Below are 23,827 nucleotides of genomic sequence, written 5' to 3'. Positions count from 1 at the left end.
GCTAGACAAAGATTCTAGTCACCAGCCACCAGTCACTAGTCACAAGGCAAAGATTCTAGTCACCAGCCACCAGTCACTAGTCACAAGGCAAAGATTCTAGTCACCAGCCACCAGTCACTAGTCACCAGCCACCAGTCACTAGTCACTAGACTACAGCCAATTCCCTACCAAAACGTAGGGTGCCCAGTAAACTGGATGGCGATAGCGTGGGTTTTGTAGTAGAGCAAGTTGAGCGCGGCGGAGTGCCTCGGCTTTTGTCATCTCAGCCGTAGATAGCTCCTGGTAGAACTGACTCATGAGCGGTACGGTAGCAGCATCGCTGACATACCAGAGAGTTGCCAAGGTACTACGCGCCCCGGCTCTGACCGCGACTCCAGCCATACCGAGAGCAGCGCGTCTATCTCCAGCAACAGTACGACAGCCGCTCAATACCAGAAGTTCGATCGCATTTGGTCGTTCTAAGTCCGAGCTAGGTTCGCGTACCCGCAGCAGTTCGTCTAACTGCTTAACATTGATCGGTCCATCCCAAGCGAGAATATATGTCTGATCGGCTTGCGAACCAAACTGAGCGTGACTGGCAATATGGACGATGGAAAAAGGCAGAGATTTAATTTGGTTTCTCAGCGATGTGCTAGTGAAATTTTGATTGAGTAACTCTCTTCCTGGCACTTCCGAGCGAATTTGATTCAGCTCTAAGGCTACATTCGTCAGCGCTGGATAATCTCCTCGTGGTTCGGTCAATCCAGCAGTCAAGGCTCTCAAACGCTCTCGGCTTAAAGGCTGGGGCTGGAGTAATTCTAGACTGGGCGTGAGAGCAACGCTATATTTTTGGACGAGAAACTGTTTGCCATCGTGCAGAGCCGCCATTGGTAGTTTCTGCAAGGAAATATCTAGCACGAATACCAAAGTTTTTACACCACTTTTTTCAATATCGGCAGCGGCGGGTCGGATTAACCAGTCATAAACTTGTTGGGAGAGAGTCAAAAAGTCTTGAGAGTAGCGGATAACCAAATTTTGCCGTAACTGGTCGATCGCGCTTTCGACTTGAGTGCGCGGTAAAGCCGTAGCATAATGACGCAAAGGTTGCTTGGGCAAGCTGACAATAACTTCCAAACGGTCTTCTAAAATCACCGGATAGATCACAGCCGCTTGAGGATCGACGCGATCGATTTGAGTTGGCTGGGTATCTAAACAAGCTGCTCGAAAGAAATCGACGAGTTCGGCAGCTTTGAGAGATTCAAAGACGGTACGAGCTTGGTTGAGATTCTCTTGACTCGGTTGAGTGCCATCATCTTGCAACAGCAACCCGACAAACTGCCGATACACCGGTTCTACGCTCTCGCGAAAAGAAAACTGTACGGTGGGATTGATGCTAACTAGATCGTTACGCAGAGATTGGAGAGTTTTCACCGCATCAGCATAAGCCGCGATCGCACCTTGATTATCTTTCTCTGCTTTCAGCAGCCTTCCCAACTGCCATTGCCAGCTATAAGCAATATCTGGAGCATCAATTGACTGAGTAATCAACAGTGCTTGCTGAGTCAGTTTCTTTGCCTCTGCCAACTGTCCGACCTGTTCGTACAATCCACCCAAGCTACCCAAAGCATAAGCTTCAGCTCGCGGATCTTTCAAACTCCTTGCCTGTTGCACCGCAGTTGCTAGAACTTGGGCAATTTCTTGGGTTGTTGGTAGTTGGTAGTTGGTAGTTGCTCCCTCAACTCCCTGGGCTCCCTCAGCTCTCTTCCCCCTGCTCCCTAGTTTCATCAAACTATCGGCAAAGTTAATATGGGCGTAAACTGTAGCTCGGCTGGGAGGTAGTTGGGCTAGTTGAGTCTCGATTTGGGGAATCAATTCTCGGGCGGCTGAATCTCGTTGAGTTTGACTCAATAGTTGTAGTTGGTTCAGTTGGGCTTGAAGCTTGGTACTGGCAGTAGGAGCAGACTTTTCTGCTTGTTGATAGTAATCTAAAGCAGCGTCGGTATCTCCTTGAGCGCTGACCGTGTTACCTAAACTCAACAGTGTCGCTGCGGTTTCTGGCGCAGAAGGTAGGCTTCGAGCAATCTGCAAACTTTCTTGTAGGGTTTTGCGAGACTGTTCCAAATCACCAACTTGTTGTAAAACCTCTCCCAGGCTGCGCAAACTAACTGCTTTAGTCAGAGAAGCGGGAGTATTGCCCAGAGATTTGTTGATTTCAGTCGATTTTGTTAAGGCACGGCTGTACAGTCCCATCGCCCGTAATGCTTGGACGGAATTAATTTGGCTGCGGATCTCTCCTGCTTTATTACCAACTTGAGTATAAAGCGCTGCCGATCGCCCCCAAGTCTCGATCGCCGTTTCTGCTTCCCCTGTCAATAATTGCAGTCTGGCTTGGATGTCTAAGGCTTGGGCGAGAACTTCTTGGGTGCGGGAGTCGGTAGGGGCGCACTGCTGTGCGCCCGTACAGGGGAGTCGGGAGTCGGGGGTTTTCTCTGCTGCGTATCCGAGCAACTTGAGACTCTCATCGATCGCCTGTTTTGCTTCTGTCCAAGCGCCGAGTTGTTGATATGTTAGCGAGAGATTGCTCAAAGCTAGGGCTTGCTTGAGAGTATCGTTTTTAGTTCGATAATCTTGCAGTGCTTGTTGCAGTATGTTGACTGCCTCTGCATACTGACCCGCATCGTAAAATGTTTTACCTTGTTGCAGGCGATCGCCCTTCTGTGCAATTGGTATTGACTGACTGGGAATCGTCGTAGAGGGGGCGGGAATTTTGGCGATCGCGGGTACTTGTGTCGTACACAGCAATGCGATCGAGGCAAGCAAGCTATAAATAATCCGTTTTCTATTGAAATATATTGGCTTTAGTTGAAATCGAAAATGGGAAGCAACAGATTTTTTTCTATTTGAGTTTTTCATACCATTGATTTTTAAACGAGATAACGACGATCTGTAGAGGCGCACAGTTGTGCGCCCCTACACAAGTTATGCGTCCCTACAAATTGCGCGCCCCTATAGATATGTTTTGCATCCTTTTCCTACCGATCCTCACGGACGATTTCTAGGTACAACTAGAGGACTAGAGGGAATCGTACCACTTACGGCTCAAAACCAGCATTAACTAGTCGTGAATTTTTAGCCGGAAATTTTAAATCGTAAATTTTAGCTCGTAAAGTTTACGAACCTTGGCAGGAGGTAGGTGGATTATATCTGCGTGTAGTAGCTAAGGGTACAGTCGTTAGAATCACCTTGCCATCGCGATCGAATTGCCAAGATGTGGCTTCCTGAATCGGCTCTACAGGAGTTGTTGTCCGATCTGCCTTGGGGATAGTTGGCTCTACTGCGGCACGGTTTTCAGTTTCCGGCGTTTGCAAAGTTGCCCAATTGGTGAGGAGAGCATCAGGACTGAGTTTATCTCCAGGGGAAGGAGGTAAACCGCCGCGTCCGGTGACAGCAAATCGATTCTCTACTCCCGAAGGACACCCGGCTGCGACTAATGTGGAAGCATCGACCAATCCCGTAGGTAGTTCTACAATATCGCGACTGGGATCGATATCGGCAGCATTGAAAGTAACAGTGCCGCTAAGAGAGGGATTAGTTTGAGAAATGGCTGTAATGTCGTTACTGGGCAGGCGGCTAGGATCTAACTGTGTCGGATCGTCAGTTCCCAACAAAGCCTGGAGTTCTTGACGCGAGAGTGGCGTGAATCCAACGATAGTATCGGCTGTAATATCGACCCTACCACCACTGCCACTGAATGCATTTGCAGTAATATCGTTATTGCCATCAGAATTAGCAATGACGAGGGGAGTATCGATGCTAATGTTACCACCATCACCAGGTTGTTGATTCGTACCTGCTGTAGTTGAGATTTGACTGTTGTTGCGTAGTCGTAATTCTTTACTAGCCCGCAGTCGAATATTTCCCCCGTCACCTGAAGTGGTGATAGCAAAAATGTTGCCTCGATCGAGGTTGAGCGATCGCACATCTACATCGATATTACCTGCACTACCCCGCACCGCGTTGCTGGTATTCAATTGAGCGCCATTAGTTAAAGAGAGCGATCGCGCTGCGATCTTGATGTCACCACCTTCACCTTCGCCGCGAAACTGTTCGAGCTGTGCCACAGCAGTGAATATGCCACCCGTGCCATCCAAAGAGATGCGATCGCCAGCAGTCACTGTTATATTGCCTGCATTTCCCTTGGCAACTGAAAGCGCTTGTAAAGAGGAACCCGCACCAATTGAAATATCATCTGCAATATCGACTTGAATATTGCCTGCATTGCCTTGCCCAAAAGTTGAAGTGCCGATTTGTGCTTGATTAGTTATTGACAACGATCGCGCCGTAATCTTAATGTCTCCGCCTTGGCGACTGCCCTCAAACGCAGTGGTTGGAGCCAAACCGTTGATAACAAGACTGGCTTCACCGTCAGTTCCCACTCCATCTACACTGACAAGACCGCCAGCAGTGATGCTAATATTGCCTGAGTTGCCTGGACTGCTAGAAATAGCTCTGAGAAGTGCGCCGCTGCTAATCGAGACCGAATCGCTTAAACTCAGTTGAATATTGCCAGCGTTGCCTGAATTGCGAGCTGAGGTTTCTAGCAACGTTCCGTCTGATAAAAATAGCGATCGCGCTTTGATATTAATATCACCCGCTCGGCGATCGCTTCTGGGCGTGTTTTCCTCGATAGAGCTGATAATTCCACTAAGATCGCTTCTAGTCCCCGTACCGCTAAAAGCAACACGATCGCCTGCATTGATGGTGATATTACCTGCATTGCCTTCACCGTTAGAAAAAGCTTGGATAAATGATTTGCCACTAGCATCAAGCGAATCAGCTACGTCAATCTGAATATTGCCAGCATTTCCTCGTCCCTGAGATGAAGCACCGATTTGCGCGCCATTAGTTAAAGATAGCGATCGCGCTGCGATCTTAATATCACCTCCTTCACCGTCGCCGCGAAATTGACCGAACTGCGTTACGGCACTAAAAATTCCACTACTACCGTCTAAAATAATGCGATCGCCAGCATTCACTGTGACATTACCAGCGTTACCAGCGCTACCAGAAATTGCTTGTATTGCCGCATTGCCAAGTACGCTCACATCATCTGTAGCATCTACTCGAATGTTGCCTGCATTACCCTGTCCTGCGGCTGTAGTCGCAATTTGCGCTCCGTTTGTGACGGCTAGCGATCGGGCTGTAATGTTAATCTCTCCACCTTGGCGAACGCCTTCAAACTCTGCTGTTGGCAACAGAAGGCTGCTGATGCTACTCAGATTACCACTTACTCCTCCGTCAATGGAGACGAGTCCGCCAGCAGTAATCGTAATATTGCCTGAATTGCCTTGGCTGGCAGAAGTCGCTTCCAGAGATGAACTACCATTGATGGATAGCGCATCAGCGACATTCACTTGAATATTACCAGCACTGCCTCGTCCGAAAGTGGTGGTTGTCAGTTCCGAGTCATCGATCAAAGACAGCGATCGCGCTTTGATGTCAATATTGCCACCCTTGCCCGTTGCTTGAGGATCGACTCTACTAAAGAACCTACTGCTATTGGAGAGCGAGATAGAATCATCGACTTGCACGAATATATTCCCTGCATTTCCATTCCCAAACGTACTCGCACTCAATACACCATCGTCAGTTAACGTCAGCGATCGCGCTTTGATATTAATATTGCCACCATTACCCCGTGCTTTCTGGTAGCACAATATTGAAGATTCCACTAAATAACCCCCCCGTTAACTCGGCAATTGAAATCGTATCTTGGGCGTTAACGTCTATGTCCCCTGCTTGAGCGCCATCTGTCCCCTGTCCTCTAGCAATACCAGCTCTGAGCTGACTGCCCCTTGTCAAGCTGAGGTTACGGCTATTGACAGCAATACTGCCACCACCCCCAGCCCTGACATCAATAAATGCGCCATTCGTTAGCGATATGTCTGATAGGGTTAAATCTGTAGGGAAAATGAAGCGAATATTGTTATTATCTGCGTTCAGTCCTACCACGCCTGGGGCAGCAACTGCACCTAATTCTACTCGTCCACCCGCAGCAGTTAAGTCCCCACCTTCCAAGCTGACATTGCCACCAATTAAGGCAAGAGTTCTGCCAGCATCTACCTGTAAACCGACACCGTTAGCACGGTTGATCATATTGCCTGGATTTACACCAAATTGCAAACCCAAAGGGACGCTGACGGTGAGCAGTGGCGTACCCGTACCTGGTGTGGCGCTAAACTGCGTGCCATCGGCAAAGTTGATACTGTTAGCTGTTGTGGCAATGAAGGAACCACCGATATTTAAGCTGGCATTTTGACCGAAAAGTATACCGTTAGGATTGAGTAGGAATAAATTAGCCGTACCTCTTGCGGCTAAAATTCCATCAATCTCAGATCTGGAGCCACCTGTAACTCTGGTGAGGATATTTTGAATATTTGCTCCGTTATCAAATAAAGCTGCTCGTCCATTGGGGATAGAAAATTGCTCGAAGCTATGAAATAAATTACTTCCCCGCGTGGCTCCACCAGAGATTGTATCTATACCATCTGGGCTGGAGTTGACTATGGAATTATCTACATCTAGAGTATTATCAGGTCTAAGTTGGCTATCTGGCGGAACCTGAGCCAGCGTAGTACTCCCCAACGCCGTACTTCCTACTACCACGCTAACTAGTCCTAGTCGCACTACCTCACGCCAAAAAATTCGCGTCATTTCTCCCCTCCTCGCTCATTCTGCTTGTACTTTTTTTGACAAGTAACTCAGTATCCAAGGCTACACTGCCTAAAGTGATATTGCCAGAAAAGTCACTTGTCTGCGGTTAAGAATGCTTGCAGGGGTGTAGAGAAGCGCAAACGTTGCGATCGCATTATTTTTATCTACAGTAATTCGCGATCGCATATATAACGCTGGTAGGGGCGCACAGATGTGCGCCCCTACAGTCTGTGTATTTCATCCAATTGAAAGCCGCAGATCCCCCCTAGCCCGCCTTTCCAAGGGGGGGAACAAAAGTAGTATCTTTAGTAGGATGGAAAAGTATTCTATGTGGTACTACTAAGTGGCTACAGAAAAAATTTCCATCTCTCTCTCCTCATCTTTGATGAGATTTATTGAGACTTACAAGAATACACATCAGCATAAATCTCGCTCTCAGGTAATTGAAACAGCTTTGCAGTTGTTACAGCAGCAGGAGTTAGAAGCAGCTTATCGCGAAGCAAACCAGGAAATCGATCCTGATTGGGAAGTGACTGTTGCTGATGGACTTGCTAATGAAACGTGGTGAGATTTATTACGCTAATCTTAACCCTATAATTGGTTCTGAAATCAGCAAGCGCCGCCCCGTACTAATTGTTAGTAATAATGCGAATAATCGGGCTGCTGATATGGTTACAGTACTGCCAATTACATCAAATATAAGTCGCATTTACCCGTTTGAAGTGAAGCTAGAACCAGAAGATAGCGGTTTGACAAAATCGTCTAAAGTTCAAGCACAACAAATTCGTACCATCTCAAAACAGCGTCTTGATGGTGAATGCATTGGTTGCTTAAGCAAAGAAATGATGGCATTAGTTGATAACGCCATCAAACTACATCTTCAGCTTTGAGTTAAGAACTAGGGCAGGAAGTCGGTGTTGTCTTTAAATGACTTGGTGATGTGGTATCGCCACTAGTGAGAATTATCGCGCCGTTGCGATCGTATTGCCAGGATGTGGCTTCAGTTATGGTTTCTACGGGGGGTTTAGGTGTAGTATTAGTTGCTACTGGGAGAGTTGTTTCTACTGCGGCACTGTTTTGAGTTTCCGGTGTTTGCAGAGTCGCCCAATCGGTGAGGAGGGCATCAGAACTGAGTTTATCTCCTGGTGCGGGGGGTAATCCGCCACGTCCGGCGACGGTGAAGCGATTTTCGGCTCCAGATGGGCATCCTGCTGCGACTAAAGAGGAAGCATCGACTAGTCCTGTTGGTAGTTCCACAATATCGCGGCTGGGGTCGACTTCTGGGGAATTGAGTTGTACTGTACCATCAATACCGAGTTCTGAATTCGCAGTGATGTCATTAGTTTCTGGCGTTGGTTGGCGACGGGCTTGGATACCAAAGATACCTTGTGTCGTAATGTCGATATTGCCTGCCGTGCCTCTAACCGCATTGGCAATAATATCATTATCTTCATTGGGGGCAGCTATCAAAAATCTTGTATCAATATCGATGTTGCCACCACTTGCATCACCACTAGCATTGGTGGTAATTCTACTGCCTCGACGCATTCCTACAGAACGCGATTGTACATTAATATTACCGCGATCGCCTGTCGTGGTTGTTGCTTCTAAAGAGCCGTTATCTAACAGCAAATTGCGAGCTGAAACATCCAAGTTGCCAGCCGTCCCTGAGCCAAAACTACTAACTGAAACTCTGGCTCCATCTCGAATATTTAACTGTTTTGTTGCAATAGTTAAATTTCCTCCATCTCCACTAGCTTTTGAGTCAACTTGAGCAAATAAGCCGCTAGCATCTCCTTCTGCGTCAGCTCCAATGAGTTCGACTAAATCTGCACCAGTGACGAGCAGGTTTCCCGCCTTACCACTACCAAAAGTAGAAACCGAGATTTGTGCCCCTCCGCTCAGTTTCAATTGTTTGGTTTCAATCGTTAAATTTCCCCCATCTCCACTAGCATCTGAGTCAACTTGAGTAAATAAGCCACTGGGATCTCCTTGAGCATCAGTGCCAATGAGTTCGACTAAATCTGCCCCAGTTACGCGCAAGTTACCCGCCTTACCACTACCAAAAGTAGAAGCTGAGATTCTTGCCCCCTGGCTCAGTTTCAATTGTTTGGTTTCAACCGTTAAATTGCCTCCATCTCCACTAGCTCTTGCTCGAGCAAATAAGCCACCGGAAAATCCCTCAGCAGTGCCAATGAGTTCGACTAAATCTGCTCCAGCTACGAGTAAGTTACCCGCCTTACCACTACCAAAAGTAGAAACCGAGACTTGTGCCCCTCCGCTCAGTTTCAATTGTTTGGTTTCAATCGTTAAATCTCCTCCAGCTCCACTAGCTCTTGGGTTAACTTCAGCAAATAAGCCGCTAGGATCTCCTTCAGCGTCAGTGCCAATGAGTTCGACTAAATCTGCCCCAGTTATGCGCAAGCTTCCAGCTTTACCACTACTAAAAGTAGAAACTGAGATTTGCGCCCCCTCGCTCAGTTTCAATTGTTTCGCTTCAACCGTTAAGTTTCCTCCATCTCCAATAGCTCCTGAGTTAACTTGAGCAAATAAGCCGCTAGGACTTCCCTCAGCATCAGTGCCAATGGCTTCAATTAAATCTGCCTCAGTTACAAACAAGTTTCCCGCCTTACCACTACCAGAAGTAGAAGCCGAGATTTGTGCCCCCGCGCTCAGTTTCAATTGTTTCGCTTCAACCGTCAAATTTCCTCCATCTCCACTAGCTTCTGAGTTAACTTGAGCAAATAAGCCGCTAGGACTTCCCTCAGCATCAGTGCCAATGACTTCGACTAAATCTGCTCCAGTTACGAATAAGTTGCCCGCCTGACCGCTACCAGAAGTAGAAGCCGAGATTCGTGCCCCCTCGCTGACTTTCAATTGTTTGGTTTCAATCGTTAAATTGCCTCCATCTCCGCTAGCTTCTGGATTAACTTCAGCAAATAAGCCGCTAGGATTTCCTTGGGCACTAGTGCCAATGGCTTCAATTAAATCTGCACCAGTGACGAGCAAGCTTCCAGCTTTACCACTACTAAAAGTAGAAACTGAGATTTGCGCCCCCTCGCTCAGTTTCAATTGTTTGGTTTCAATCGTTAAATTGCCTCCAGCTCCACTAGCTCCTGAGTTCACTTGAGCAAATAAGCCGCTAGAATCTCCCTCAACATCAGTGCCAATGACTTCGATTAAATCTGCACCAGTGACGAGCAAGTTTCCCGCCTTACCACTACTAAAAGTAGAAGCCGAGATTTGTGCTCCACCACTCAGTCTCAATTGTCGTGCATTAATATCAATGCTACCTGCATCTCCATCACCATAAGTCCTAGCACCGATAGAACCTTCATCAAGTAACAAAGTCCCTGTTTTTATATTGATGTCGCCGCCATTGCCTACACCGCTTCCGATGACATCAGAAGAAATAGTCGAGTTGAACAATGAAACATTTTGCACTTCTATAGTGATGTTGCCTGAACTTCCAGTACCATAAGCGTCGCTATCTATTTGTGCGCGATCGCTAACAATGAGGGAACTAGCAGTAATATCAATACCACCGCTATTGCCGTTAGCTCCAGAATTTACCCGACTGAAAGCACCACTAGGAAATTGATCGCTGCTATCTCGTCCATCAAAAGTGACAGTGCCACCAGCTACAATCTTAATTTTGCCTGAATTTCCTTGCCCATTAGTGGAGTTCCTTAACTGAGCAGCATTAGCTAAAGTAATCGAATTAGTAGCATTCAGCTCAATGTCTCCTGCTTGAGCGCCCTCCGAGCCGAAACCGCTCAGTATCCCAGCATTAAGGGAGCTACTATCCAAAACTATGTCAGCAGCATTGACAGCAATACTACCGCCACCCCCAGCTGCTACATCAACTAAAGAGTCATCGATCAGCGATATATTTCCTAGAGCCAGATCTGTAGGAAAACTGAAGCGAACACCACTGGGATCGGGGTTAATTCCTACCACTCCTGGCGCGGCGACTGCACCTAATTCTATCCGTCCACCCGCAGCAGTTAAATATCCACCTTCCAAGCTCACATTACCGCCAATCAATCCTAAAGTTTTCCCAGCACCTACCTGTAAACCAAAAGTACTAGCACGGTTGACAATCTCCCCTGCACCAGCACCAAACTGCAAACCCAAAGGAACGCTGACGGTGAGTAACGGCGCACCTGTTGTACCTGGTGTAGCACTAAATTGCGTCCCATCGGCAAAATTGATACTGCTAGCTGTCGTGGCGATAAATGAACCACCGACTCTAAGGCTGGCATTTTCACCGAAAATAATCCCATTAGGATTGAGCAGAAATAAATTAGCCGCACCCCTTGCTGCTAATATTCCATCAATATTAGAAACTGAGCCACCCGTGACTCTGGTGAGAATATTTTGAATATCTGCTCCATTATTAAATAAAGCTGCTCGTCCGTCAGGGATGGAAAATCGATCGAAACTGTGAAATAAATTACTTCCCCGCGTGGCTCCACCAGAGATCGTGTCTAAGCCATTTGGATTGGAGTTGACTATAGAATTATCTGCACCCAAACTACTATCGGGTACGATTTGAGAATCTGGCGGAACTTGAGCCAGCGCAGTACTCCCAAACGCGATCGCACTCCCTACAATTGCACAAGCCAAACCTAGCCGCACGCACCAGCGCCCAGAAACTGAAGATATTTGTAAATACATCTCTGCTATATAAATATTTAGGTTAATACCGATGACAGATGCCAAACCACCAATAACTATAAAATAGTCGCCATAACAAAATAAAGCCCTGAAATCTGGAGAAATTGCGATCGCGCCATTTCCCCACACAACCAGCACAAAAATGTGCTATTCATCACATTTCCCGAAGACATACACCATCTTCAGGAAAAATTCCACATGATTTTGTAGTATTTACAATAAATGAACGAACCGAACTTTCAATTGGGGGAAAGCCGTATTATAAGAATACTTAAATCAACTTCCTCCTAATTGAAGTGCGATCGCGTCGTTTGCTACCCTCTGGCTTAGTTGAATTTCTATCCAGAAAAGCTAATCGGTATAAAAAATATCTGTCTACGGAGAACTGCAATGAAGATTAAACCGTGGCTGAAGTACGTAATCCCGATCTTGGCAATTGGTTGTTTTGCCCCTGTAGTCCCTGCAACGACGCAGGCTGCACCCGCTAAAGCAGTCCAAAACGCCCAGTCCGACTACGATAACTTCATGCGACAAGGCTATCTTGCCACTGCTCAAAGAGACTATGAAACAGCTCTAGTCAATTTTCGCAAGGCTCTCAACCTCCGGCAAGGAAACCCCTACGCTACTAAAGCAATTAACAACATCAGTAGCTATCTTTCGCAGCGCGGCGAAGCGACAATTTCCTTCGTACCCCCGGAGTGGGGCGCGCCAGGAAACCGTGTCGGTGGTGCAACGCGGGGCTGTTTTAGTGGCAAACAAGCACTCACAGCTTTAGTTCCAAATACTAATACGGGAACGACGATCGCCGCTCAACCGACCTTATCGTTCTACGTACCTGCAAATAAAGCCGAACAGCTAGAATTAGTTTTACTCAACGATAAACAAAAGATCCTGCACAAATCTATTGTTGCTTCGCCGAAAACTTCAGGGATTGTCAGCGTCAACATGGCTAAAATGCCAGGTGCGCCATCTCTAGAGACGGGGAAAAACTACCAATGGTATTTCTCCATGATCTGCGATCCAAAAGACCGTTCGGCAGACGTAGTTGTAGACGGCTGGATTCAACGAGTTGAAGCCGATCCGATTCTGCAAAGCGAAATTCAAAAAGCTAAACCGAGCGATCGCGTCTCTTTATATGCTGCAAATGGCATTTGGTACGATACTGTAGCGGCAATGGTGGCAAGCCGTCAATCAACACCCAATAATTCAACCGTATCCCGAGAATGGTCGGATTTACTCAAATCTGTAGGATTGGGTGCAGTTGCTCAGGCTCCAATTGTATTGCTGAACTAAGATTCGTTCAACTCACTCGCTCGAACAAAGCAAGTATGCCCCTTGTCCCTACAGCGCCCCATGATTACGATAATTATGGACGTGCTTAGGGAATTCTTGCTAATGGTCAGTTGTCAGTGACTAGTGACTAGTGACTGGTGGCTAGACCGGAACAAGAATCTAGCTACTAGCCACCAACCACTAGCCACTCTCTAATGACCAACGACAGTCATAACGCCAGATATGATAAATCAATATAAATATGCGCTTATTATTCAAAGCTTCTCAATCAAGTCGTCTACGTAAAATTACAGAGGCGATACCGCCCATATTAGTTGCTAGCGCAGCCGTCTGTGGCTTGGTTATTGGCGTGCGTCACTTAGGACGGCTAGAAGGACTGGAGCTAAACTATTTCGATCGCTTCGTTCAACTGCACCCTGACGAAGGTTCCGATCCGCGCTTGCTGGTGGTTGCAGTCACGCAAGACGATATTCAAGCACTGGATCGCTGGCCCGCATCCGATCGCACCATAGACCAGCTTTTACAAAAACTCAAACAGTATCGCCCTCGCATCATCGGCTTAGATATTTATCGCGATTTACCCGTAGAACCAGGTAACGCAGAACTCACCGCGCGCTTGCAGGTAAACGATAACATTGTCGCGGTGTGTAAAGTAGGAGACGATAAAGGTTTGGGAGTCGCACCACCGACAGTAGTTCCTAAAACTCGTTTGGGATTTAGCGATTTAGTTTTAGATCGAGATGGGGTAGTCCGCCGGGGTTTGCTGTTCATGACCCCAGAAAAAACCTCTAAGTGTCCTGCTACGACCTCCTTTAGCTTGCAACTAGCGCTAAAATACCTCAGCCAACAAGGTGTGCGAGCGCAACTAACTCCAGACAAGAATTTAAAGATCGGCACGGCAACTTTTCCCGCGATCGCCAGTAATAGTAGTGGTTATCAAAATGTTGATGCGAGAGGATATCAAGTCTTAATCAATTATCGCTCCCCCACTGCCGTCGCTCGCCAGGTATCGCTCAGTGACGTTCTCTCTGATTCAATCAACCCTAGCTGGGTGGAAGATAAAATCGTTCTCGTCGGCGTAACGGCGACGGAGATCAAAGATTATTTTTATACACCTTACGACCTCAGCCAGCAGCCGGAAACAAAAGGAAAAATGGCAGGCGTACTCGTCCACGCGCAGATTTTAAGCCAACTGCTGAGTACGACTTTAGATGGGCGATCGCTATTTTGGTATTGGTCGGAAACCACAGAAATTCTCTGGATTTGGGCGTGGTCTCTATTAGGTGGGGCGATCGCCTGGTACGTGCGTCCCTCCTGGCTGCTGGGAGTCATTGGGGCAAGTGCTTTACTAGGATTGGGTAGTATTTGTTTTGTCTTATTTCTCCAAAAAGGCTGGATTCCCCTCGTCCCTCCAGCACTTGGTTTAGTGGGAACAAGTGGGGCGATCGTGGCTTATCAAGCCTACTTTAAAGCGCGTCCAAGTGGAGCAAAAACAAACAATTCTGCGGAACAATCCTTTTCATCACCCACCACAGCCGCAGGCACTCAATCAACTCGAACCATATTAAAGGAACGATACCAAATCGTGCGCAATATCGGTGCGGGTGGGTTCGGTCATACTTTTCTCGCCGAAGATACTCAACGTCCGGGTAAACCTTATTGCGTTGTCAAGCAGCTGATTCCATCCAGCGATGAGAGATATATGCAACTGGCGCGGCGCTTGTTTCAGTCTGAAGCAGAAGCTTTAGAAATATTGGGAAGCTTCGATCGCATTCCTCAATTGCTAGCTTACTTCGAGCAAGATCGACAATTCTATTTAGTAGAAGAATTCATCCAAGGACACCCCTTGAGTGAAGAATTGGTTCCAGGTAAACGCTTATCTGAAACTGAAGTTGTAGCACTTTTAAAAGATGTTCTACTCGTCCTCGACTTTATTCATCAGCGCAGCGTCATTCATCGAGATATTAAACCCAGCAATATTATTAGAAGACAATCGGATAATAGCTTAGTTTTAGTTGATTTCGGTTCCGTCAAACAATTGCAAACTCAAATCACGATGGCGCAGGAAAAATACACCGTGGCGATCGGTACAATGGGATATGCTGCGCCAGAACAGTTTTTTGGTAAACCTGTATTTAGCAGTGACATTTACGCCCTCGGTACAATTGGCATTCAAGCTGTAACCGGAATTCCCCCAACAGAATTAGACGAAGATCCCACAACCCATGAGGTAATTTGGCGACACCACGTCCCTGCAATCAACGATACGCTAGCAGCTATTTTAAATAAAATGGTGCGTTATTATCCCAGCAATCGATTTCAATCAGCAACCGCAGTCCTAAGAGCATTGGAAAGCGTTTATATATATTAAAGTCAAACGCTAAAAGTTAAAAGTCAAAATATTGGCATCGCGCGGCATGTGTTCCATCAGACGCGATGTATCGACAACAGTTTTACTGCAATAGTAGCGTTTCAACATCTACGTCCAACGCTGCTGCTAGCTGCACCAATTCATCTGCATAAGCAGGCGATACATATGTTACCTCTGACGTAGCACCCACCGCACCACCGACGATCGCATTTAGTTCTGTCTCTTCTAGTTCGCTCAAATAGTCGAACTTGTCTAATCGATTTAAAAATTCATTCTTTTCCGAAAGATTCATAACTCCTCCGGTTTATTCAATTAAGTATGTTTGAGTCTAGGATGAACCAACGTTATTTGTCAATAATTATAGCTAAATATACACAGTGCGATTTATTTCGTTTCCATCCAATTTTGTCCGGCGCGGACATCAACGAATAAGGGAACGCTAAAATCAACGTCTGTACGTTCTAAGGCTGTTTCCATTGTCGTTTTAATTTGCGGTTGTAATTCTTCCCATTCATGAGGAGGAATTTCAAATACTAATTCGTCGTGGACTTGTAATAGTAAACGTGCCTGATAGTTGTGTAATAATTCATGCAGTCTTACCATAGCAATTTTGATAATGTCTGCACTCGATCCTTGAATTGGGGCATTAGCCGCCGCCCGTAGCAATCCGGCATCGTAAGCTGATAGTCCTTTGATACTATCAAGATCGATATCTTCGGGTTTTGCATTTAAGAGTTTTCGTAAGCGATCGCTGGTAAAATTAAAATAGCGCCTGCGTCCTAAAATGGTTTCTACATACCCTTTGGCGATCGCATCTTTTTGAATCCCTTGTAAGTAGGCAAATACTTTCGGATATGTTTGGTTAAATTTCTCAATAAAGATTTTACCATCTGCGGCTTTCATACCCGTTTCTCGCGCAAATCTTTGCGCCCCCATGCCGTAAATCACACCGAAATTAATAATCTTACCCAAACGGCGCTGTTCTGAAGTGACAGTCTCTTGTTCAAACAAAAGTTTTGCCGTGACTGTGTGGATATCTTCGTTATTCTGGTAAGCCGAAACTAAAACAGGTTCCTGTGTCAAATGCGCTAAAATTCTCAATTCAATTTGAGAATAATCGGCTGCTACCATTAACCAACCTGATTCAGGTAGAAAAGCTTTACGAATTTGCCGACTAAACGCCGTCCGAATCGGGATATTTTGTAAGTTGGGATTAGAAGAAGACAATCGCCCTGTAGATGTTGCAGTTTGATTGAAATCTGTATGCACTCGGTGAGTATCTGGACGCACCAAAGCTGGTAAAGCATCGACATAAGTAGATTTTAACTTTGCCAAAGTGCGATATTCTAAAATTGCGTCTACAACTGGATGATCGCCTTGTAATTTTTCTAGTGTCGCCGCATCTGTCGAATAACCAGTTTGAATTTTACGTGACTTTCTTCGGTCTAATTTCAACTTGTCGAATAAGAGTTCGCTGAGTTTTTTAGGCGAACCTAAATTAAACTTTTCACCAGCTACAGCATAGACTTTTTCTTCTAATCGGGCTAAATCTGCTTCGAGTTGTTTAGAAAATTCATGCAGATAATTGCTATCAATTCTAATTCCCGTATATTCCATTTCTGCTAAAACTGGTTCTAGAGGTTGTTCTACCTCCAGTAACAGCTTGTGCATAATCGGAATTTTATCGAGTTCTGCTCGTAATTTCGCCACTAATTGATACGTGACATAAACATCCATGCCGCAGTAATCGGCGACACTAGAAATATCAATATCAGCAATAGTCTTCCCTTTAGGAACTAATTCTGAATAACTAACAGTATCTAATTTTAAATAGCGATCGGCAAGTACGCCTAAATTGCGAGTCACATCTGAATCTGGATTCAAGACATAACTTGCTAATAACGGATCGAAAACAACTCCAGCTAGTTTAATTCCTTGACAGCGTAGAACTAAGCGATCGAACTTAGCATTTTGTAACGCTTTTGGATAGCGATCGCTCTCTAAAATCGGACGTAGTTGTTCTAAAACTGTTGCCTTATCTAAATTATTACCATCTTGATGACCGACTGGAATATACGCCATGTCATCTAAGGCATTTCCCCAACAGCAGCCAATTCCAACTAATTCTGCATCCCGTGGTTCTAAATCTGTCGTTTCCGTATCCCAAGCCACAGGATGAGTTGCATCAGTATATTTTTGCAACCTCTTAACTAATTCCGTCAATTTAGCCGCAGTATCGATAATTTGGGGTTGAATTGGCGACTGCGATTGTTGCTGCGCCACCTCCGTATCTTCTGCACTGAAAAACCATAAATCGTCATCCGATTGGTAATTGGTAATTGGTAATTGGTAATCGTCCTCCTTGTCTCCCTTGTCCTCCTTGTCTCCCTTGTCCTCTTTGTCTCCCTTGTCTTCAAACTCGCCGCCAAATTGCTGCTGTAACTGGTTGACTTTTCCTAAGAAAGTTCTAAATTCTAACTTTTCTAAAATTGGTTCGAGGATGGTGCGATCGAATCCTCTAAGTTTGCAGTTTTCTAATTCAACTTCTAGCGGAACATTTAAAACAATTTGTGCCAAGTGGCGAGAGTGATAAGCTGCTTCTTTACCTTCTTCTAACTTCTTTTTAGTAGCACCTTTAATTTGGTCAATCGAAGCATATACATTATCTAAATTGTCATAAGTACTGAGGAGTTGTATCGCAGTTTTTTCCCCGATTCCCCTCACACCTGGAATATTATCAGATGGGTCGCCACACAAAGCTTTAAAATCAACAACTTGTGATGGTGAAACACCCATTTTCTCTCGTACTTGTTCTACACTAAATTCAGCCGTACCAGTGTTGTTGCGCTGAATAAAAGCCGTACTGAGATATAAGACGCTAATTGCTTTTTCGGGATCGACAAGTTGAAATAAATCGCGATCGCCTGTCAAAATCTTTACCTGATATCCGGCTTCACTCGCTCGTAACGCTAGAGTCCCCAAAATATCATCCGCTTCAAACCCGGGTGCGGTCAAGACCTCAACAGCAAGTCCAGCAAGTAATTCATGCAAATTCTTCAAATCGGGGACGAAATCCTCTGGTGTCCCGGGACGATCTGCTTTGTAGGTGTCGTCGGCTTCGTGGCGAAATGTTGGTAAACCCAGATCGAAGGCGATCGCCATTGCTTCTGGCTTTTGAGTAGCCATCACCTCCAGCAATGACTTCAAGAAACCAAAACAAACACTCGTTGGAATCCCCGTTTTCGTCCGCAGTCCGCCATCTCGTCCCTTGGCAAAGGCGAAATAAGAACGGAAAGCTAAAGAATGCCCGTCTACTAAAATAAACGTGGGGCGCTGTGGTGCGGTACTGTTAGCAGGAGTAGGATCGGATGCAGCTTGAGTCATAAGCCTATTCTAGCGATGTTAGATTGTAGGGGCGGGTTTATCGAGATGATTTATCCTAAATGTAGAGATTTTTTAAAAACCCGCCCTGACGATAATATTGTGGTTCAAACACATCCAATATAATTAGCAATAATTTCCGGTTGTTCTATTTGAGGAACGTGACCGCAATTTTTTAACCAAATTAATTGAGAATGCGCGATCGCCTGTTTAAATTTCATCGCATCAGCCACACCTAACGTCTCGTCTCTATCTCCCCACAAAATTGTAGTTGGCTTATCGACTTTGGCAATTTTGTTGACTATTTCTCCATAACCGCCGCTTTTCGTAAAACTTACCATCGCTTCCGACCATCTAGGCATTTCTGTATGTAATAAAGCACAACGGATCGCGTCTATTTCAAATGGAGTTAAATTTCCCAAACTAGTACCCAAATTCAATGCTTGTGTTTTTCGCTGTCGCCAAAATTCTACAGCTAAATAATCGAGCGGAAAAAACAAAAACTGACCCAAGGGAAAATCGCCACTAAAACCGACACTATTAATTAATACCAAATGTTTTACAGCTTGGGGATAAGTGAGGGTAAAGTCGATCGCCGTCGCCCCACCCATCGAAGCACCTACTAAAATAACTGGTTTGTCAATTAAAGTTTTCCAAAAGTAATAAAGATGAGTTTTAATTGTTTCTGGATTGTAGTGGATTCCCCGTGGGCGATCGCTAAAACCAAAGCCTAACAGATCGACTGCCCAAGTTTCATGTTGTGCTGCTAAAAGTGGAATGAGACGGCGAAACTCCAATACCGAACTATCAAAACCATGTAGCAATAGGATCGGTATATTCCCCTCACCTTGACGGACAAAACTCGTCGCGATCGCCCCAGAATGTATGGGAGTTGCGATCGCGTGACGTTCGATCTTTTGCGCTAAAGCAATCGATTCAGGCTGTTGCAACAACTGCACTTGAGATGGGAGAAAAGAGGGAAACATTTCAATTATCAGTTATCAGTTGTCAGTTATCAGTGAAGAGTGGTGATTGGTAATCAGTAATTGCCCACCTGCTCACCTGCTTCCTTGTCCCCCTTCGCCCCCTAATCCCCACTCCCTTCGGTCGTGGGGTCCCCGAGTTCCCCCTTGTCCCCCTTGTCTCCCTTGTCTTCCTTGCCTCCCTTGTCCCCTCATCCCCCATGAGTTACCTGCGGGGCGCGTCCGTACAGTTCGGTATATAACTTCAGGCGATCGCTTAATTCGTGCGTCAGTACATCGGGTTGATAGCGCCAAGCCCAGTTCCCCTCGGCTTGACTGGGAACGTTCATTCTCGCTTCGCTTCCCAAGCCTAAAATATCCTGTAAGGGAATGATGGCTTGATTTGCCGTAGTACTAAAGGCTAGCCGAATTAAGTCCCAATGGATACCGTCAGGACTAATACAACCCATATAGAGTAAAAGTCTCTGTTTTTCGTAGTCAGAAGCGGTGTTAAACCAACCTACGCTCGTATCGTTATCGTGGGTTCCGGTGTAGACTACGCAGTTGCGGGGGTAATTGAAAGGTAAGTAAGGATTTGCAGCATCGGAACCATAGGCAAATTGTAAAATCTTCATGCCTGGAAATTCAAACCGATCGCGTAATGCTTCCACCTCTGGAGTAATAATTCCTAAATCTTCAGCTAATACGGGTAACTTACCCAACTGCTGGGCGATCGCTTCAAATAACTCTACCCCTGGCGCTTCAATCCAAGTCCCGTTAATTGCGGTAGTTTCGCCTTCTTTAACCGCCCAGTACGACTCAAAACCTCTAAAGTGGTCGATGCGAATGATATCGACATAATCTAACATCGCCTCAAATCGCTGCACCCACCATTTGAAGTGTTGTTGCTGCAATGCCTCCCAGTTATAGACGGGGTTGCCCCACAATTGTCCCGTGGCGCTAAAGTAATCGGGTGGAACTCCCGCCATCAAAGCCGCCGCACCCGTTTCCTCATCCAGACAGAAGATTTCGGGGTTTGCCCAGACATCAGCACTGTCATGCGCTACGTAGATGGGGATATCGCCAATAATTTGAATGCCGTGCATGTTGGCATAGCGCTTCAGTTTTGACCACTGCTGGAAGAATTCAAACTGGATGAATTTTTGATAAAAAATTTCGCCATCTAACTGCTGTCGCCATTTTTCCATTGCTTCCGGTTGACGGCGGGCGATTTCTGGTTCCCAGTCGTACCAACTCTTATCCTCTAAGGCATCTTTGAGCGCCATAAATAGGGCGTAGTCATCTAGCCAATAGCCTTTGGCTCTACAAAAGCCAGCAAATTCTTGCTGCTGTAACTCTGAGGCGTTATTGCGAAAATTCTCGCAGGCTTTACGCAATAAAGGAATTTTAATTTCAATCGCGCGATCGTATTCTACGCGATCGCTCTCGAACTCAGGTAAATTGGCAAAATCTTCTTGACTGAGCAACCCATTTTCTTGTAATTGTTCTGGGCTAATTAACAACGGATTTCCTGCCATTGCCGAATAGCACATATAAGGAGAATTACCGTAGCCTGTAGGTCCCAAGGGTAGAACCTGCCAGAGTTGCTGGTAACTATTGCTTAAAAAATCAATCAAACGGTAAGCAGCTAAACCGAGGTCGCCAATACCAAAGCGACCAGGTAGGGAAGTCGGATGCAGCAAAATTCCAGCGGCTCTGGGAAAAGTCGGCATAGATTATCGAATGGTAACAGCAGGCAACAGCCAAAAATCTACCACGCCGTAGGGAGGTTTTATCCCTATCTCTGGTTAAGATTTACAGTTATCAGTGACTAGTGGTTGGTGGCTAGTGACTAGAAGAATTGCTCCCTCGTCCCCCTTGTCTTCCTTGTCCCCCTTGTCTTCCTTGTCTTTTCTTTCCCTACTTCCTACTCCCTAGTTAAAGCACTTGCGCCCGTAGCAAGGCTGTTGGTAGGGAACAGAGCTTTTGCAAATTAGGAACATACGCCCTTTGCCGAAACACGTCGTATTGGTTGCGTTCGATTCGATCCAAAATCTGACTGTAAAGTATCAAGGCTGACCATACAGGCAAACGGGCGCTAGGAGCTAGATAGCTGATTCCCTTTTCTGCCTTAGCATAAACCTCACGTGTCCTACGGATTTGAAAGCGCACGAGTTCTCGCCAGCGATCGTCAACCACTCCGTTAAATAAATCTTGCTCGGTGTAGTTAAATTTGGCTAAATCCTCTAAGGGGATGTAAATTCTGCCTCGTCTTGCATCTTCCCCGACATCTCGCAGAATATTAGTCAGTTGACTAGCAATCCCCAAGGCGATCGCTTCATCTGTAGGAATATACGGTTCTTTGTCCTGATTCCAAGCTGCCGTGTCTCTTGTGGTATCTACACCCATGACTGCTGTAGACATCAAACCCACCGTTCCAGCAACGCGATAACAGTACAGATGCAACTCTTCAAAAGTTTTATAGCGGCTCCAGCACAGATCCATGCGCTGTCCGGCAATCATATCTCGAAACGGCTGAATCTCTAGTGGGAAGTTCTGCAAAGCATCGACCAACGCCACATCGTAGTCTTCCAAGGGATGACCCGCAAACACCGATTCTAGATGCTGCTCCCACCGATCTAAAGTTTCTAAGGTGGTAATGGCAGCAGCCGGACCATCAACTAATTCATCAGTGCGGCGACACCAGGCATAAATTGCCCACATAGCTCGTCGGCGCTTTGCCTCTTTCATCAGTAGCGTGCCAGGATAGAATGTCTTGGCATACTTTGCCGTGATTTGGCGACACAGTTCGTAGGAATCCTCCACAGAGGCGAGCTTTTTCATGCACGAGGGGGAATCAGGCAGTTGCAGCATTTGTTGCAGGCTGAGTATTGAGCGTGGGCGTACTGGTTTGGGAATTCACTTCGCTAGCAGCTCTAGCAATTGCCTGCGCTGTCAGCTTACCAGAAAGTACAGCACCTTCCATACTACCTAGATAAGGTTGCATGGTGTAACTACCAGATAAGTAAAAATTGCTAATTGGCGATGCCTGACTGGGACGATATTGTTGTCGTCCTGGTGTTGCTGTATACACGGAGCGAGGTGTTTTTACGACATGATATTTTCGCAACCCAGCAGGGTTGTCGCTGCCAAAGTGTTGCGGAAACAGTTTTTCTAGCTCTGTTAGAGTTACCTGTAAAATCTCTTCATCGGATTTATGAATCCAATCTTGAGCCGGAGCCAAGACTAATTCCAGCATCGAACGATCGGGATCGGCATATTCGCGACAAGTATTGCTCATGTCGGCATATACGCTTAACAGTGGCGATCGCGAAAATAATAGCTGATCTATATCTGTCAATTTGCGATCGAACCACAACTGGATGTTAATCACGGGTACGCCTTCTAACCCGTTTAACTGTTGGAAATACTCTAATTGTTTCCAAGGAGTTGGAAGCAATTTTTTCAGCACGTCTACGGATGTGGCACTGACGTATAAATCTGCTGTTTCTACGTAGTCGGCTGCCCCGTTCAAGCCTCTGATAGCAAATCCTTTTACTGTACCATCGGGGTTCAGTAAGATTTCCTTAAGAGGCGCATTCAACCGCACTTCGCCACCGCGTTTAGTAATGTAATCTACCATCGGTTGACACAGGCGCTCTGGCGGAGAACCGTCTAAAAATGCCATTTTCGAGCCATCTTTTTGCTGCAAAAAGCGGCTGAGCGCTGTTAGAAGCACCGTAGCTGAGATTTCGTCAGGATTGATGAAATTGAGTGACTTAGAAGCAGCAATAAAGATGTCTTGTTGCACGTCTTCGCTCACGCCTTGCAGCTTCAACCACTCAGAGAAGGTATACTTGTCGGTTTGCTCGACATACTTTTGTCCCCGCAGCATCGCTGGGACTAGTCCCTTAGCCAGTTGAATTTTTTCCCCCCAGGTTAGCATGTCGTTATTCCGCAAAATTGCGGCGATTCCATTGAAGGGTGCTGGCAAGTTAGGAAAATCAAAGCGACTGTATGTCCCTGGCTTTTCCGGCTGATTGAAGATCATCGTGTGTTTTTTCCACTGCAAGCGATCTTCAATCCCCAATTCTTTCAACAGCTGCAACATGTTGGGATATGCCCCAAAAAAGACGTGCAGCCCCGTTTCATACCAGTCGCCATCTGCGTCTTGCCATGCTGCGACTAATCCACCTAGTACATCTCTGCTTTCTAGGACGATGGGGGTATAACCCACATCAGTCAGATATTTAGCGCAGGAAAGCCCTGCGAGTCCTGCCCCAGCGATCGCTACTCGCATCAACTGTTATTGCCCTTAAATTCAGCATTTACTCGGTCTCATTATACTTTGCATTCCGTTACATTTGGTAGTTATTTTTTAGTGGTACGTGGTGCGCGATAAATTAGGGTGTGGGGATAAAGAAGACAAGGGAGACAAGGGAGAGGG

The 23,827-nt window shown here is 46.1% G+C and carries 15 protein-coding genes; 5 read left to right on the top strand and 10 right to left on the bottom strand.

The features are described 5' to 3' along the window. Positions 1–150 precede the first annotated feature (150 nt). Complete coding sequence (locus DSM107010_RS24605; RefSeq protein WP_106166404.1) at positions 151–2,892, bottom strand: CHAT domain-containing protein; 2,742 nt, start codon at positions 2,890–2,892, stop codon at positions 151–153. 49 nt (positions 2,893–2,941) lie between these two features. On the opposite strand from DSM107010_RS24605, the gene DSM107010_RS38715 reads away from it, so the two are divergent. Next, positions 2,942–3,094, top strand: coding sequence for a hypothetical protein (locus DSM107010_RS38715; RefSeq protein WP_158631856.1), 153 nt, complete (start codon positions 2,942–2,944; stop codon positions 3,092–3,094). A 55-nt stretch (positions 3,095–3,149) separates the two neighbouring features. Here DSM107010_RS38715 and DSM107010_RS24600 read toward each other — a convergent pair whose 3' ends face one another. Together DSM107010_RS24600 and DSM107010_RS24595 are read right to left on the bottom strand one after the other, a co-directional pair. Beyond that, entirely contained in the window at positions 3,150–5,711 is a 2,562-nt protein-coding gene (locus DSM107010_RS24600; RefSeq protein ID WP_127024149.1) for a beta strand repeat-containing protein, read from the bottom strand. Beyond that, positions 5,671–6,693 carry a filamentous hemagglutinin N-terminal domain-containing protein gene (locus DSM107010_RS24595; protein ID WP_127024147.1) on the bottom strand — a complete coding sequence of 341 codons (1,023 nt, stop codon included), beginning with the start codon at positions 6,691–6,693 and terminating at the stop codon, positions 5,671–5,673. Before DSM107010_RS24595 ends, DSM107010_RS24600 begins: the two co-directional genes overlap by 41 nt. 343 nt (positions 6,694–7,036) lie before the next feature. On the opposite strand from DSM107010_RS24595, the gene DSM107010_RS24590 reads away from it, so the two are divergent. Further along, positions 7,037–7,261: a CopG family transcriptional regulator gene (locus tag DSM107010_RS24590; protein ID WP_181246293.1), complete on the top strand. Its 225-nt coding sequence runs from the start codon at positions 7,037–7,039 to the stop codon at positions 7,259–7,261. Further along, complete coding sequence (locus DSM107010_RS24585) at positions 7,248–7,583, top strand: type II toxin-antitoxin system PemK/MazF family toxin (RefSeq protein ID WP_106166408.1); 336 nt, start codon at positions 7,248–7,250, stop codon at positions 7,581–7,583. Before DSM107010_RS24590 ends, DSM107010_RS24585 begins: the two co-directional genes overlap by 14 nt. Position 7,584: 1 nt before the next feature. Here DSM107010_RS24585 and DSM107010_RS24580 read toward each other — a convergent pair whose 3' ends face one another. Continuing rightward, positions 7,585–11,511, bottom strand: coding sequence for a two-partner secretion domain-containing protein (locus tag DSM107010_RS24580; RefSeq protein WP_127024144.1), 3,927 nt, complete (start codon positions 11,509–11,511; stop codon positions 7,585–7,587). 252 nt (positions 11,512–11,763) lie between these two features. Here DSM107010_RS24580 and DSM107010_RS24575 point away from each other — a divergent pair, with 252 nt between their 5' ends. Further along, a complete protein-coding gene (locus tag DSM107010_RS24575; RefSeq protein ID WP_015152584.1) occupies positions 11,764–12,666 on the top strand; it encodes a DUF928 domain-containing protein in 903 nt (300 codons plus the stop codon). A gap of 241 nt (positions 12,667–12,907) precedes the next feature. Further along, entirely contained in the window at positions 12,908–15,037 is a 2,130-nt protein-coding gene (locus tag DSM107010_RS24570) for a CHASE2 domain-containing serine/threonine-protein kinase (protein ID WP_106166407.1), read from the top strand. An 82-nt stretch (positions 15,038–15,119) separates the two neighbouring features. On the opposite strand, the gene DSM107010_RS24565 is transcribed toward DSM107010_RS24570, so the two are convergent. From DSM107010_RS24565 to pds, 6 genes are all read right to left on the bottom strand, one after another. Continuing rightward, a complete protein-coding gene (locus DSM107010_RS24565) occupies positions 15,120–15,329 on the bottom strand; it encodes a hypothetical protein (RefSeq protein WP_015152586.1) in 210 nt (69 codons plus the stop codon). Positions 15,330–15,421: 92 nt separating this feature from the next. Next, complete coding sequence (gene polA / locus DSM107010_RS24560; RefSeq protein ID WP_127024141.1) at positions 15,422–18,421, bottom strand: DNA polymerase I; 3,000 nt, start codon at positions 18,419–18,421, stop codon at positions 15,422–15,424. Positions 18,422–18,525: 104 nt separating this feature from the next. Beyond that, the gene (locus tag DSM107010_RS24555; protein WP_106171461.1) at positions 18,526–19,404 is read right to left on the bottom strand and encodes an alpha/beta fold hydrolase; all 879 of its coding nucleotides are present in this window, start codon (positions 19,402–19,404) and stop codon (positions 18,526–18,528) included. A 188-nt stretch (positions 19,405–19,592) separates the two neighbouring features. After that, the gene (gene malQ / locus DSM107010_RS24550; protein ID WP_127024138.1) at positions 19,593–21,113 is read right to left on the bottom strand and encodes a 4-alpha-glucanotransferase; all 1,521 of its coding nucleotides are present in this window, start codon (positions 21,111–21,113) and stop codon (positions 19,593–19,595) included. Between the two features lie 205 nt (positions 21,114–21,318). Beyond that, positions 21,319–22,254 carry a 15-cis-phytoene synthase CrtB gene (gene crtB / locus DSM107010_RS24545; protein WP_015152590.1) on the bottom strand — a complete coding sequence of 312 codons (936 nt, stop codon included), beginning with the start codon at positions 22,252–22,254 and terminating at the stop codon, positions 21,319–21,321. Next, positions 22,238–23,680: a 15-cis-phytoene desaturase gene (pds, locus tag DSM107010_RS24540; RefSeq protein WP_106170434.1), complete on the bottom strand. Its 1,443-nt coding sequence runs from the start codon at positions 23,678–23,680 to the stop codon at positions 22,238–22,240. Before pds ends, crtB begins: the two co-directional genes overlap by 17 nt. Positions 23,681–23,827 lie beyond the last annotated feature (147 nt).

The organism is Chroococcidiopsis cubana SAG 39.79 (assembly GCF_003991895.1).
GTDB classification, from domain to species: Bacteria; Cyanobacteriota; Cyanobacteriia; order Cyanobacteriales; family Chroococcidiopsidaceae; genus Chroococcidiopsis; species Chroococcidiopsis thermalis.
The sequence above is the reverse complement of the archived record's forward strand: the minus strand, read 5'-3'. Positions and strand labels throughout refer to the sequence as shown.